The 12,889-nt window shown below is 72.8% G+C and carries 11 protein-coding genes; 9 read left to right on the forward strand and 2 right to left on the reverse strand.

Going from position 1 to position 12,889, the window contains the following annotated elements; genetic code table 11:
• Positions 1–153: 153 nt before the first annotated feature.
• Both ACWCQ6_RS15215 and ACWCQ6_RS15220 read left to right on the forward strand, forming a co-directional pair.
• Positions 154–1,185 (forward strand): NlpC/P60 family protein, encoded by a 1,032-nt coding sequence (locus ACWCQ6_RS15215; protein ID WP_451089233.1) that lies wholly within the window; start codon positions 154–156, stop codon positions 1,183–1,185.
• 16 nt (positions 1,186–1,201) lie between these two features.
• Positions 1,202–2,458: a hypothetical protein gene (locus ACWCQ6_RS15220; RefSeq protein ID WP_451089235.1), complete on the forward strand. Its 1,257-nt coding sequence runs from the start codon at positions 1,202–1,204 to the stop codon at positions 2,456–2,458.
• A gap of 462 nt (positions 2,459–2,920) precedes the next feature.
• Here the strand turns inward: ACWCQ6_RS15220 and ACWCQ6_RS15225 are convergent, their stop codons facing one another.
• Positions 2,921–4,168 (reverse strand): glycosyltransferase 87 family protein, encoded by a 1,248-nt coding sequence (locus ACWCQ6_RS15225; RefSeq protein ID WP_451089237.1) that lies wholly within the window; start codon positions 4,166–4,168, stop codon positions 2,921–2,923.
• Between the two features lie 118 nt (positions 4,169–4,286).
• Between ACWCQ6_RS15225 and ACWCQ6_RS15230 the strand changes: the two genes are divergently transcribed.
• Positions 4,287–5,429 (forward strand): glycosyltransferase family 4 protein, encoded by a 1,143-nt coding sequence (locus ACWCQ6_RS15230; protein ID WP_451089239.1) that lies wholly within the window; start codon positions 4,287–4,289, stop codon positions 5,427–5,429.
• A 59-nt stretch (positions 5,430–5,488) separates the two neighbouring features.
• Here the strand turns inward: ACWCQ6_RS15230 and ACWCQ6_RS15235 are convergent, their stop codons facing one another.
• Positions 5,489–7,285: an AMP-dependent synthetase/ligase gene (locus ACWCQ6_RS15235; protein ID WP_451089241.1), complete on the reverse strand. Its 1,797-nt coding sequence runs from the start codon at positions 7,283–7,285 to the stop codon at positions 5,489–5,491.
• A gap of 280 nt (positions 7,286–7,565) precedes the next feature.
• On the opposite strand from ACWCQ6_RS15235, the gene ACWCQ6_RS15240 reads away from it, so the two are divergent.
• The 6 genes from ACWCQ6_RS15240 (at position 7,566) to ACWCQ6_RS15265 (ending at position 12,872) form a co-directional block, all read left to right on the forward strand.
• Positions 7,566–8,360 (forward strand): metallophosphoesterase family protein, encoded by a 795-nt coding sequence (locus tag ACWCQ6_RS15240; protein WP_451089243.1) that lies wholly within the window; start codon positions 7,566–7,568, stop codon positions 8,358–8,360.
• Between the two features lie 112 nt (positions 8,361–8,472).
• Entirely contained in the window at positions 8,473–8,922 is a 450-nt protein-coding gene (locus ACWCQ6_RS15245) for an SRPBCC family protein (RefSeq protein ID WP_451089245.1), read from the forward strand.
• A gap of 4 nt (positions 8,923–8,926) precedes the next feature.
• Positions 8,927–10,243: an ArsA-related P-loop ATPase gene (locus ACWCQ6_RS15250; RefSeq protein ID WP_451089247.1), complete on the forward strand. Its 1,317-nt coding sequence runs from the start codon at positions 8,927–8,929 to the stop codon at positions 10,241–10,243.
• Positions 10,244–10,326: 83 nt separating this feature from the next.
• Positions 10,327–10,785, forward strand: coding sequence for a DUF5304 domain-containing protein (locus ACWCQ6_RS15255; RefSeq protein ID WP_451089249.1), 459 nt, complete (start codon positions 10,327–10,329; stop codon positions 10,783–10,785).
• 74 nt (positions 10,786–10,859) lie between these two features.
• Complete coding sequence (locus tag ACWCQ6_RS15260; RefSeq protein ID WP_451089252.1) at positions 10,860–11,801, forward strand: ROK family glucokinase; 942 nt, start codon at positions 10,860–10,862, stop codon at positions 11,799–11,801.
• 312 nt (positions 11,802–12,113) lie between these two features.
• Positions 12,114–12,872 (forward strand): endonuclease/exonuclease/phosphatase family protein, encoded by a 759-nt coding sequence (locus ACWCQ6_RS15265; protein ID WP_451089254.1) that lies wholly within the window; start codon positions 12,114–12,116, stop codon positions 12,870–12,872.
• Positions 12,873–12,889: the final 17 nt, after the last annotated feature.

Raw genomic sequence — 12,889 nt, forward strand, 5'->3', positions numbered from 1 at the left:
TTTCTTTTGCCTTTCGCCCGGCGCGGCCGTTCGCCGCTCCGTGATCGTCCGACTACTGTCTGCCTGCTGTGCGGCTCCCCGTCGTCGGTCCGCCCGCCCCGGGCGGCAGGGGCTGCGCGCGTCTGCGTACAGCGGAAGGGAGTGCGGCGTCCTGTGGTGTCCCATCGCCGTTCCACACAGCCCGGCCTCAGTCCGAGCGTCCGGGCCACCGTTCTGTCGGCCGCGGCGGCGACCGCCGCCGCCACCCTCGGGGCGGCCACCGCGAACGCCGACCCGCAGGACGCGCCCCGGGCCGCCAAGGCCCGCATCGACCTGCTGTACACCCAGGCCGAGCGGGCCACCGAGCAGTACAACAAGGCCGGTGAGAACGCCGACCGGCTGCGCGGCGAGGTCGACCGGGCCCGGGACCGGGCGGCCCGCGGCCAGGAACAGGTCAACCGGATGCGCACGGTGCTGGGTTCGGCGGCGAGCGCGCAGTACCGTTCCGGCGGCATCGACCCCTCGCTCGCCCTTTTGCTCTCCTCCGACCCGGACAGCTATCTCGACCGGGCCGCCGCGCTGGAGCGCCTGACCGACCTTCAGGCCACCGAGCTGCGGCAGCTCCAGCAGGTCCAGCGCGGGCTCGCGCAGACCCGGGCGGAGGCGGACCGTGCGCTGGCCGAACTGGAGCGCAACCGGGCGGCCGCCACCCGGCACAAACGGACCGTCGAGCGCAAGCTCACCGAGGCCAGGAAGCTGCTGGCCACGCTGCCCGGCGCCGACCGGGCGCAGTTCGAGCGGGCCTCGCGCTCCGGCCGGGACGACGCGTTCCCGGCGACGGCCGATCTGCCGGCCGGCTCCGCACGCGCGGCGGTGGCCGTCGCGGCGGTCCGGCAGGCACTGGGCCGCCCGTACATCTGGGGGGCCAACGGGCCCGCCGGATTCGACTGTTCCGGGCTGATGCAGTGGGCGTACGCCCAGGCCGGGGTCAGCCTGCCGCGGACCTCGCAGGCCCAGCGGTACGCGGGACGCGTGGTGCCGCTCTCCGAGGCCCGCCCCGGAGACCTGGTCGCCTACCGCGCGGACGCCGGCCACATCGCGATGTACGTCGGCAACGGCCAGGTGATCCACGCCCCGTACCCCGGGGCCCCGGTGCGCTACGACCCCGTCGGCATGATGCCCGTCTCGTCGGTCACCCGCGTCTGACCGTACCCTCGTCCGGGTGAGCGGCAGACGGGGACGGAACGGAGGGCGGCGAGCGGCGGGGGCGCTGCTCGCCGGGCTGCTGCTCGTCTCCGGCTGCGCGGCCCCCGACCACGACGCCGCCCCCGGGGCCACCGCCCGGGGCATCCGCGCCACGCTGGACCGCAGGGCCGCCGCCGTGCTCGACCACGACACGGACGCCTTGCTGGCCACGACGGACCCCGGGGCCACCGGGCTGCGCACGGCCCAGCGCCGGGAGCTCGCCAACCTCGCGGACATACCGCTCGGCTCATGGACGTACCGGCTGCGCGACGTGACCGGGCGGGGCGCCGACCGGGCCACCGCCGACGTCGAGCTGCGCTACCGGATCAAGGACTACGACGCCGCCCCGGTCGCCGCGGACCGGGTGCTCGACCTGAGACGGGACCGGGCGGACGGCCGCTGGTACGTCGTCGGGGACCGGGCCGGCGGAGACGGCGCCCGCCAGCTCTGGCAGCAGGGCGACGTACGGGTGGTGCACGGGACGCACAGCCTCGTGCTCGGCGTCGGCCGCACGGATCAGGAGCTGCGCGCCATCGCCCGGACCGCGGACCGCGCGGTACCCGCCGTCTCCCGCGCCTGGCCGGAACGCTGGGCGGGCCGCGTGGTGGTGCTCGTGCCGCGCACGGTGGACGAGATGGCGGAGCTGCTGGGGTCGGCGGCGGACTACCGGGGCATCGCAGCCGTCACCACCGGGCAGACCGGCGGCGCGGGCCGGGCCCCCGCCGACCGGGTGATCGTCAACCCGCAGGCATACGGCACGCTCGGCACCTTCGGGCAGCGGATCGTCCTCACCCACGAGACCACCCATGTCGCCACCCGCACCCGCACCTCCGCCGCGACTCCGACCTGGCTCTCCGAGGGCTTCGCGGACTGGGCGGCCTACCGCTCCGAGGACCGCGCCCCGGTACGGATCGCGCCCGGACTCGCGGATGCCGTCCGGCGCGGCGACCCGCCCGCCGAGCTCCCCGCGGACGAGGACTTCGGCTTCGCGGGCGACCCCGCGCGCCTGGCGAGGGCGTACGAGGGCGGCTGGGCGGCCTGCGAGCTGATCGCCGACCACTGGGGCGAGAAGCAGCTGTTCGCCTTCTACCGGGCCGTCGGTGGGCACCGGGGACGGGACGGAGCGGTGGAGCAGGCCATGCACGAGGTGCTCGACACGCCCCCGCAGGACTTCACCGCACTCTGGCGGGAGTATCTGCGCTCCGAGCTCGGTCAAGGCCTGCCCGACGGATAAGGGCCTGGCCGGCCGGACGCCCCGGCGACCGACGACAACGCGGCGGGCGTGCGTGCCGGGCGTTCCCGGCCGGGCGGGACTTCCGAAACGCGCCCTGGGGTCTGTCCGGCGGATCATGGCCAGGGTCGCGGCGTCCGGCACGGCGCCGCGCCGCGTTGCCGAATCGCCCGAACAGCTCCGCCGTCAGGACGATCCGGCGCCTTGCGAGGCACCGCAGTGGACGCCGCGCCCTGTCCGACTCCGATCCGCCGGGCAGACCCTAAGAGCTGTCCCGTGATCCCCGGCGGGCGCGCGACGACAGCTACTTCCCCAAGCTCTCGGCTGCGCTCGAGCAGGGGAGACCCCACTCCTCGCCGCGTTGTCGGAACATCCGCATACATCCCGTATGCGGACGCCCCTCCGCCTTGCGATGCACCGCATCTGACGCCGCGCGCTGATCCACCGGGGATTACGGGACAGCCCTTAGCCGACCGGCTCCGCCTCCCGCCCGAGGACCGGCCGGACGGCGGACTCACGGGCGTCGCGCGCCGCCCCCGGCACCGTCTGCCGCCACAGCCGACGGCAGGCGATCAGCGTCGCCGCGACCAGCAGGCCGTTGCGCAGGAACATCAGCGTCACGCCGGTCGCGTCGCTGGTCACCACATGGGTGAACCCGAGCGGGAACTCCAACTGGGTGACGCCCGTCGCCAGCAGCACCAGACAGGCCGGCAGCACCATCCGGCTGTCGCGGAAGACCAGGCAGACCGCCGCCAGGCCGACCAGCCACAGCATGTACTGGGGGCTGATCACCCGGCTCGTCGTCGTGAACAGCAGCACCGCCGCGAAGGCCGCGTCCGCCGGGGTGCCGGCGCCGAAGTCACGGGCCCGCAGCCGCCACACCAGCAGCCAGCCGAACGCGAGCACGGACAGACCGAGGGCGAGCGTGCTCACCAGCGGCACGTACGGTCCCAGGAACTCCATGGAGCCGTAGTGCAGTTCCACCCGGCCCTGCCAGCCGAACTGCCGCGCCACATGGAAGACCAGCGCGCCCAGCGACTCGACCTCGGTGCCCCGGTCGCGCTGGAAGCCGAGGAAGGCCAGCGCCCCCGGCATCGCCACGGTGCACCCCACCAGCAGCCCGGCCGCCGTCACCGCCGCGGCCGTCCATGCCAGCCGCGTCTGCCGGCCGCGCGCCGTACCGGCCAGGATCAGCGCCGGCCACACCTTCAGCAGCGCACCGACGGCGGCCAGCGCCCCCATCACCCGCGGATGCCGCAGCCCCGCCAGGAGCGCCGCCACCGCCACAGCCGTGACCATCACGTCGTATCGGGCGTACGCGGTCGTGCCGAGCAGCGGCACCCCCGCCACCCACACCCAGGCGCCCGCCAACGACCGGCCGCCGCCCCGGCCCGCGTACAGCAACAGCCCCAGCACCAGCCCGTCGCACACGAACGCGAGGACGAAGAAGGCCGAGGCGTAGTCCAGGAACGGCAGCAGCGCGGGCGAGAGGATGGCGAGCGCGGCCAGCGGCGGGTACTGCCAGGTGACGTCGGACTCCGGATACGTACCGGTCCTCAGGACCTCGGACCAGCCGTGGTAGATCACCGAGACATCACTGGTCACGTCCGGGCCGGGCAGCGTGATCACCTTGGTGACGAAGAGCAGCAGCACGACCCTGGTCAGGGCCCACACCGCCGCGGCGGCGAGCCGTGCGCCGGTCGATCCTGTCATGACCGTGTCATCCGTTCTCATCAGGGGCCACCCGGTGGGGTGGGTACGAGGAGCCATGATGCCCGCACGGCCGGTGCGGGAGCCATCGGGCCCGGACCGCGCGGTACTGTCGGCCGGGATGGACAAGACCCTGATCGTGACAAATGACTTCCCGCCCCGCCCCGGCGGCATTCAGGCATTTCTGCACAATATGGCGCTGCGCCTGGACCCCGGGCGGATCGTCGTCTACGCCTCCACCTGGAAGCGGACCCCCGAAGGCATCGCGGCCACCGCCGCCTTCGACGCCGAGCAGCCGTTCACCGTCGTGCGCGATCCGACGACGATGCTGCTGCCGACCCCGCGGGTCACCCGGCGCGCGGTACGGCTGCTGCGCGAACACGGCTGCACCTCCGTCTGGTTCGGTGCCGCGGCCCCGCTCGGGCTGATGGCACCGGCGCTGCGCAGGGCCGGCGCCCGCCGCCTGGTCGCCACCACCCACGGCCACGAGGCGGGCTGGGCGCAACTGCCCGCGGCCCGGCAACTGCTGCGACGGATCGGCGAGGGCACCGACACGATCACCTATCTGGGGGAATACACCCGCTCCCGGATCGCCCCCGCGCTCAGCCCCGGGGCCGCGGCGCGCATGGCTCAACTGCCGCCCGGCGTCGACGAGAAGACCTTCCACCCGGACTCGGGCGGGGACCGGGTCAGGGCCGGGCTCGGCCTCGCGGACCGGCCCGTCGTCGTCTGTGTGTCACGGCTCGTGCCGCGCAAGGGCCAGGACACGCTGATCCTCGCGATGCCCGCGATCCTGGCGCAGGTGCCGGACGCGGTGCTCCTGATCGTCGGCGGCGGACCGTACGCCGAGGAGCTGAAGCGGCTGGCCGCTCGGACCGGGGTCGAGCAGTCGGTGCGGTTCACCGGACCGGTGCCGTGGGAGGAACTGCCCGCCCACTACGGCGCGGGCGACGTCTTCGCCATGCCGTGCCGGACTCGCCGCGGCGGTCTGGACGTGGAGGGCCTCGGCATCGTCTTCCTGGAGGCCTCCGCGACCGGTCTGCCGGTGGTGGCGGGCGACTCGGGCGGCGCGCCCGACGCGGTGCTCGACGGCGAGACCGGATGGGTGGTGCGCGGCGGCAGCGTCGAGGAGACGGCCGACCGGATCGTCACCCTGCTCCACGACCCGGAGCTGCGGCAGCGGATGGGGGAGCGGGGCCGGGCCTGGGTCGAGGAGAAGTGGCGCTGGGACCTGCTCGCCGAACGGCTCCGGGCGCTGCTCTGAGCCACCTGCGCGAGAGGGCCCGCACACGCCGTGCGGGCCCTCTCGCGTACGGGTGCCGGTCAGCCCCGGTAGATCGACTCGATCTCGTCCGCGAAGTCCTTCGCCACCACACTCCGCTTCAGCTTCAGCGACGGCGTGATGTGGCCCGCGTCCTCGGTGAACTGCGAGTCCAGGATGCGGAACTTGCGCACCGACTCCGCCTTGGAGACGGCCGCGTTCCCGTCGTCCACCGCCCGCTGCACCTCGGCCAGCAGCTCCGGGTCCTCGCGCAGCGAGCGGGCCGTCGAGCCGGACGGCTTGCCGTGCTCCTCGGCCCAGCGGCCCAGGAACTCCTCGTCCAGGGTGACCAGCGCCCCCACGAACGGCCGCCCGTCGCCGACCACCATGCACTCGGCGACCAGGGCGTGGCCCCGGATCCGGTCCTCGATCACCGCGGGAGCGACGTTCTTGCCGCCCGCCGTGACGATGATCTCCTTCTTGCGGCCGGTGATCGCGAGATAGCCGTCCTCGTCGAGCGTGCCGATGTCACCGGTGTGGAACCAGCCGTCGGCCAGCGCGTCGGCCGTCGCCGCCTCGTTGTTCCAGTAGCCGGTGAACAGGTGCTCGCCGTGCAGCAGCACCTCGCCGTCGTCCGCGATCCGCACGACCGAACCGGGCAGCGGCTGGCCGACCGTACCGATCTTCTGCCGGTCCCACGGGTTGAAGGCGGTGGCCGCGCAGGTCTCGGTCAGGCCGTAGCCCTCCAGGACCGTGAAGCCGATCCCGCGGTAGAAGTGGCCGAGCCGCTCGCCCAGCGGCGCGCCGCCGGAGATCGCGTACTCGCCGCGCCCGCCGAGCACCGCGCGCAGCTTGCGGTAGACCAGCCGGTCGAAGACTTTGTGCTTCAGCTTCAGACCCAGGGGCGGGCCCTGGGGGGTGCTCAGCGCGCGGCTGTACGCGATCGCGGTGTTCGCGGCCTTGTCGAAGATCCTGCCCTTGCCGTCGGCCTGCGCCTTGGCGCGCGCCGCGTTGTAGACCTTCTCGAAGACCCGTGGCACACCGAGGATCAACGTCGGCCGGAACGCGGCCAGTTCGTCGGTGAGGTGCTTGATGTCCGGTACGCAGCCGAGCTTGATCGGGGCCATCACCGAGGCCACCTCGACCAGCCGTCCGAAGACATGCGCGGCGGGCAGGAAGAGCAGCACGGAGCAATCGCCGGTACGGAAGAGCGGCTTCAGCCGCTCCACCACGTTGCCGCACTCGGCGAAGAAGCTGCGGTGCGTGAGCACACAGCCCTTGGGGCGGCCGGTGGTGCCCGAGGTGTAGACGATGGTGGCCGGGTCGTCCGCCTTGGCGCTCGCCATCCGCAGGTCCAGCGTCTCGTCCGAGACGTCCTCCCCGAGCGCCGTCAGCCGGCGGATCGCGTCGTCCTCGATCTGCCAGATGCCCTTCAGGGCCGGCAGGTCCGCCTGGACGGAGACCACGGAGGCCTGGTGCGCCTCGGACTCCACGAGGCACAGGGCGGTGCCGGAGTCACCGAGGATCCACTGGATCTGCTCGGGCGAGCTGGTCTCGTACACCGGGACGGTGACCGCGCCGGCGCTCCAGATCGCGAAGTCGAGCAGCACCCACTCGTAGCGGGTGCGCGAGAGCAGGGCCACCCGGTCGCCGACTTCGATGCCCGCGGCGATCAGACCCTTGGCGACGTCTCTGACCTCGGCCAGGAACTGCGTGGCGTCGACATCGGTCCACACGCCCCCCACCTTGCGGCTCATCAGCGCGACATCGGGATGCTGAGCGGCATTGCGGCGGATGAGATCCGTCAGGTTGCCGTCCGAAGGGACCTCGTACAGGGCCGGAAGGCTGAACTCGCGCAAGACTGCTGCTCCTCATCGGGCTCCGGTGCCACGGCTCTGTGCGACGCACCGGCTGCGGTCCAAGATTGGCAGGTGCTCAGTGGGGCGAGCACGACTGGACTGCCCGGACGTTACCCACCAGTACTCGGTTCCCGATAGGGGGTTCCGGCCAGATGTCTTATGCGTCACACACAACGGTGATCCTTGGGCGCACAGTAGTCCACCCGTGTGACCGGACGACGATATTCGCAGGTCCGGCGGCCTCTACCCAGGGGACCGGCGGGGTTCTAGGGTGATCGTCATGCGAGCCGGACCGGACAACACCCGACAGCGCACGCGCATCCACGTGGTCAGTGACGTGCACGGCAACACCGAGGCCCTGGCCCGCGCCGGGGACGGTGCCGACGCGCTGGTCTGCCTCGGTGACCTGGTGCTCTTCCTCGACTACGCCGACCACTCGCGCGGCATCTTCCCCGACCTCTTCGGTGTGGAGAACGCCGACCGCATCGTCGCGCTGCGCACCGCGCGCCGCTTCGAGGAGGCCCGTGAGTTCGGCCGCGACCTGTGGGCGGGCATGGATCGCAACGCCGCGATCGTCTCGGCGGTCCGCAAGCAGTACGCCGCACTTTTCGCGGCCTTCCCCACACCGACGTACGCCACCTACGGCAACGTCGACATCCCGGACCTGTGGTCCGAGTACGCACACCCCGGCACCACCGTCCTGGACGGCGAGCGGGTCGAGATCGGCGGCCGGGTGTTCGGCTTCGTAGGCGGCGGCCTGAAGACCCCGATGAGGACCCCGTACGAGATCGGCGACGAGGAGTACGCGGCGAAGATCGAGGCGATCGGCCCGGTCGACGTGCTCTGCACCCACATCCCGCCCGAGGTGCCGGAGCTGACGTACGACACGGTGGCGCGCCGCTTCGAGCGCGGCAGCCGGGCCCTGCTGGACGCCATCCGCCGGACCCGCCCCCGGTACGCCCTGTTCGGCCACGTCCACCAGCCGCTGGTCCGCCGGATGCGGATCGGCGCCACCGAATGTGTGAACGTCGGTCACTTCGCGTCCACCGGCAGGCCCTGGGCCCTGGAATGGTGACCGCACCGCACCGGTACCGGACCCTGGGCCGAGGCGCCGCGCGCACGCGATAGCCTTCTGGCGGCAGGCCTCTGCCGACGCACCGGTACACCGCACTGGAGGAGCCACGGCGATGGCTGAACACACCAGCTCGAGCATCACGATCGAGGCGGCGCCGGCCGACGTCATGGGAGTGATCGCCGACTTCGCCCGCTACCCGGAGTGGACCGGCGAGGTCAAGGAGGCCGAGGTCCTCTCCACCGACGACCACGGCCGCGCCGAGCAGGTCCGCCTCGTCCTCGACGCCGGAGCGATCAAGGACGACCACACACTCGCCTACACCTGGATCGGCGACTACGAGGTCGGCTGGACCCTCGTCAAGTCCCAGATGCTGCGCGCCATCGACGGCTCCTACGCACTGGCTCCGCTCGGCGACGGCGACCGCACCGAGGTCACCTACCGGCTGACGGTCGACGTCAAGATCCCGATGCTCGGCATGATCAAGCGCAAGGCGGAGAAGGTCATCATCGACCGGGCCCTGGCCGGCCTGAAGAAGCGCGTCGAGTCCGTCCCGAAGGTCTGACCCGATGCGTACGGTCCTCGTCACCGGCCCCGGCGGCGCCGGCCGTACCACCGTCGCGGCGGCGACCGCGCTGGCCGCCGCCCGCCGCGGCCGGCGCACCCTGCTGCTGACGGCCGACTGCATACCCGGCTTTCCCGACAGCACGGAACCCACCGAGGTCACCGACGGGCTGTGGTCCGCCCGTATCGACTCCGGCGAGCACTTCCGCGAGGAACTCCTCGCCCTCCAGGACCAGGCCTCCGCCGTACTCGACCTGCTCGGCGGGAACCGGCTGGACGGCGAGGAACTGACCGAACTCCCCGGCAGCTTCGAGCTGGCCCTCCTGCATACCCTGCGCCGCGCCGCCGGGGGCGACTGGTCACGCCGCGGCCATGAGCTCCTCGTCGTCGACCTGCCACCGCTGCGCGAGGCACTCGCCCTGCTCGCCCTCCCCGAGCAGCTGCGCCGCTATCTGCGCCGACTGCTTCCCCCCGAACGCCAGGCCGCCCGAGCCCTGCGCCCGATGCTCGCCCAGCTCGCCGGCGTGCCCATGCCCGCCCAGTGGCTGTACGAGGCGGCCGCCCGCAGGGACGCCGAGCTGGCCGCCGTCCAGGCCCTGATCGAGGACCGCAACACCACGCTCCGGCTGGTCGCGGAGCCCGGCCCCGCCGGCGAGGACGCCCTGCGCACCGCCCGCACCGGCCTCGCCCTGCACGGACTGCGGGTCGACACCCTCGCGGTCAACCGGGTGCTGCCCAGGCACTCGGCCGACCCCTGGTTCGCGGAGCTCGCCGCGCAGCAGGAGAAGACCGTCGACCGCTGGTACGAGCAATGGGTGCCCGAGACCGCGCTGTGCGAGGTGCCCCACCTCGGCCGCGACCCGAGGGGCCTGGACGACCTCGCCCGCCTCGACACCACGGCCGCCCGCACCGGTATCGAGGCGGCGGGCACCGGCGGCGGCCTCATCGAGGGCGACGGACTGGCCTCGGAACTCGACGGGCAAAGCCGCGGCCGGGCCGACGACCCCTGGTGGATCGAGAGCCCCGGCGCCCCGGACGGCCTCGGCGCACTGCTGCCCGGTGCCCGGATCGTGACCGCCCCGTCGTCCGGCGACGGCGACCCGGTCCTCGTCTGGTGCCTGCCGCTGCCCGGCGCGGTCAAGAAGGACCTCCAACTGGTCCGCCGGGGCGACGAACTGCTGCTCACCGTGGGCCCGTTCCACCGGATCGTCCCGCTGGAGTCCGGACTGCGCCGCTGCACCGTCTCCGGCGCGGCCCTCACCGACGGGGTGCTCCGGGTCCGGTTCACCCCGGACCCGGGGCTGTGGCCGAGGACGGACTGAACGACGCCCCACGGTTCGGGTAACGTCGGTAGTGGGTGCCCCGTACGCCGGGTCGCCGGTACACCACGTCGCAGGAGTCCGCCATGAGCGATGCCACCGATCGTCCCGTCGACGACGACGCGTGGGCGAAGGCCTGCGCCGAGGACCTCGAAGCGGAGAAGGCCCGCCGCCGCACCCAGTACGGCCCGCCGCCCGGCTCCGCCGCCGAGGAACTGCGCAAGCTGGTCGACGCCGTGGCCGACAAGGTCTCGTCCCTCCAGACGCCGCTGTTCGGCGCGGCGGCGCAGGGCACCGTGCAGCAGATCATCAAGCAGGCGAAATCCGTGGTCGAGCCCGTCATCGAGCGCAATCCGGATGTCTTCGACCACATCGCCGCGGCCGGAAACGAACTCCTCGCCGCCTACCGCTCCGCCGTCGAGGGCCAGGAACGCCGCTGGACCCAGGGTGCCGGGGACCCCGCGGGCAGCGAGAAGAAGGCCGACGACCCCTCCGACCCCCGTGACGAGGGCCCCGCCACCGGCGAGCACATCGACCTGGACTGACCGGCACCGAAAGGGCCGGGCCCCGGCTCGGGTACGGTTGGCCCCAGCGGGGCTCGACCGGAACTGAGGGATTCATGGGACTCACCATCGGCGTCGACATCGGCGGCACGAAGATCGCGGCCGGAGTGGTCGACGAAGAGGGCCGCATCCTCTCCACGTTCAAGGTGCCGACCCCGCCGACGGCTGAAGGCATCGTGGACGCGATCGCGGCGGCGGTGTCCGGCGCGAGCGAGGGCCACCGGATCGATGCCGTCGGCATCGGCGCGGCCGGATACGTCGACGACAAGCGCGCCACCGTCCTGTTCGCGCCGAACATCGACTGGCGGCACGAGCCGCTGAAGGACAAAGTCGAACAGCGCGTCGGTCTTCCCGTCGTCGTCGAGAACGACGCCAACGCCGCGGCCTGGGGCGAATACCGCTTCGGCGCCGGACAGGGCCATGACGACGTCATCTGCATCACGCTCGGCACCGGCCTCGGCGGTGGCATCATCATCGGCAACAAGCTGCGCCGCGGACGCTTCGGCGTGGCCGCCGAGTTCGGCCACATCCGGGTCGTCCCGGACGGTCTGCTCTGCGGCTGCGGCAGCCAGGGCTGCTGGGAGCAGTACGCGTCCGGACGCGCGCTCGTCCGGTACGCCAAGCAGCGCGCCAACGCCACCCCCGAGAACGCCACGATCCTGCTGTCGCTCGGCGACGGCACGGTGGACGGCATCGAGGGCAAGCACATCAGCCAGGCCGCCCGGCAGGGCGACCCGGTCGCGGTCGACTCGTTCCGCGAGCTGGCCCGCTGGGCCGGCGCCGGACTCGCCGACCTCGCCTCGCTCTTCGACCCCTCGGCGTTCATCGTCGGCGGCGGTGTGTCGGACGAGGGCGAGCTGGTGCTCGACCCGATCCGCAAGTCGTTCCGGCGCTGGCTGATCGGCGGCGAATGGCGCCCGCACGCCCAGGTGCTCGCGGCCCAACTGGGAGGCAAGGCCGGACTGGTGGGCGCGGCCGACCTGGCCCGCCAGGGCTAGGGCGTGTTTCGAAAGTCCCGCCTGGTCGGGGGCGTCCGGGCGGACAACGCCACTTTCGAAACACGCCCCAGGGCCTGGCCGGCTGGATCCTGTCCGGGGCGCGGCGTCCGGCACGGCACTTCGCGGCGTTGCCGAAACGTCCGAATGGCTCCGCTGTCAGGACGTCCCGGCGCCTTGCGATGCACCGCACCGGACATCGCGCCCTGACCGCCCCTGATCCACCGGCCAGGCCCTGGCCGAACGGACCGGACCGAACCGGACGCCCGTCGCGCCCCTGTGGGAGCGGCGGGCGTCCGTCGTATCGTGAGCCACATGGTCCTGACGCCACTGCCCGACTCCCGTACCGAGCCGGATGGTTCGGCCGTCATCCGAGTGCTCAGCTACAACGTCCGGTCGATGCGCGACGACCGCGAGGCGCTGGCCCGCGTCATCAGCGTCTGTGCCCCCGACCTGGTCTTCATCCAGGAAGCCCCGCGCTTCTTCCGCTGGCGCAAGCGAGCCGCCTGGCTCGCGGCCCACACCGACCTGGTCCTCCTCAGTGGCGGCGCCACCGCGGCCGGACCGCTGCTGCTCTGCTCGCTGCGGGCCACCGTGGAGCGGACACAGGACGTGCTGCTGCCGCTCACCCCAGGACTGCACCGCAGGGGCTTCGCCACATCGGTGGTACGGATCGCGGGCACCCGGATCGGTCTGCTGAGCTTCCATCTGAGCCTGCAGCGGGACGAACGCCTGGCCCAGACGGAGCTGTTGCTGGAACGGCTGGACGCGATGGGCGTCGAGCACGCCATCGCGGCCGGCGACCTCAACGACGTACCGACCGGCAGCGCGTTCCGGCGGCTGGCCGAGCGGCTCCAGGACTGCTGGGCGGTCCGGCCCTGGGGCGGGGAGAACACCTTCGCGCCGGACCACCCGCGACGGCGCATCGACGCGGTCTTCGCGACCGCCGGCATCGAGGTACTCGGCTGTGGTGTCCCCGCCGGCCTGCCCGGTGTCACCGACGCGGACCTGCGGGCCGCCACCGACCACCTGCCGGTGCTGGCGGCGCTGCGGGTGCCCGCGATTCTGCCCTGAACCGGACCGGACCGCCC

The organism is Streptomyces sp. NPDC001880 (assembly GCF_053594575.1).

What these genes read in the sequence shown, in the direction of transcription:
- ACWCQ6_RS15245 (WP_451089245.1), top strand. Translation starts at nt 8,473, where the DNA reads ATGGCTGAACACACCAGCTCGAGCATCACGATCGAGGCGGCGCCGGCC.
- ACWCQ6_RS15230 (WP_451089239.1), top strand. Translation starts at nt 4,287, where the DNA reads ATGGACAAGACCCTGATCGTGACAAATGACTTCCCGCCCCGCCCCGGC.
- ACWCQ6_RS15260 (WP_451089252.1), top strand. Translation starts at nt 10,860, where the DNA reads ATGGGACTCACCATCGGCGTCGACATCGGCGGCACGAAGATCGCGGCC.
- ACWCQ6_RS15265 (WP_451089254.1), top strand. Translation starts at nt 12,114, where the DNA reads ATGGTCCTGACGCCACTGCCCGACTCCCGTACCGAGCCGGATGGTTCG.
- ACWCQ6_RS15250 (WP_451089247.1), top strand. Translation starts at nt 8,927, where the DNA reads ATGCGTACGGTCCTCGTCACCGGCCCCGGCGGCGCCGGCCGTACCACC.
- ACWCQ6_RS15240 (WP_451089243.1), top strand. Translation starts at nt 7,566, where the DNA reads ATGCGAGCCGGACCGGACAACACCCGACAGCGCACGCGCATCCACGTG.
- ACWCQ6_RS15255 (WP_451089249.1), top strand. Translation starts at nt 10,327, where the DNA reads ATGAGCGATGCCACCGATCGTCCCGTCGACGACGACGCGTGGGCGAAG.
- ACWCQ6_RS15225 (WP_451089237.1), bottom strand. Translation starts at nt 4,168, where the DNA reads ATGACAGGATCGACCGGCGCACGGCTCGCCGCCGCGGCGGTGTGGGCC.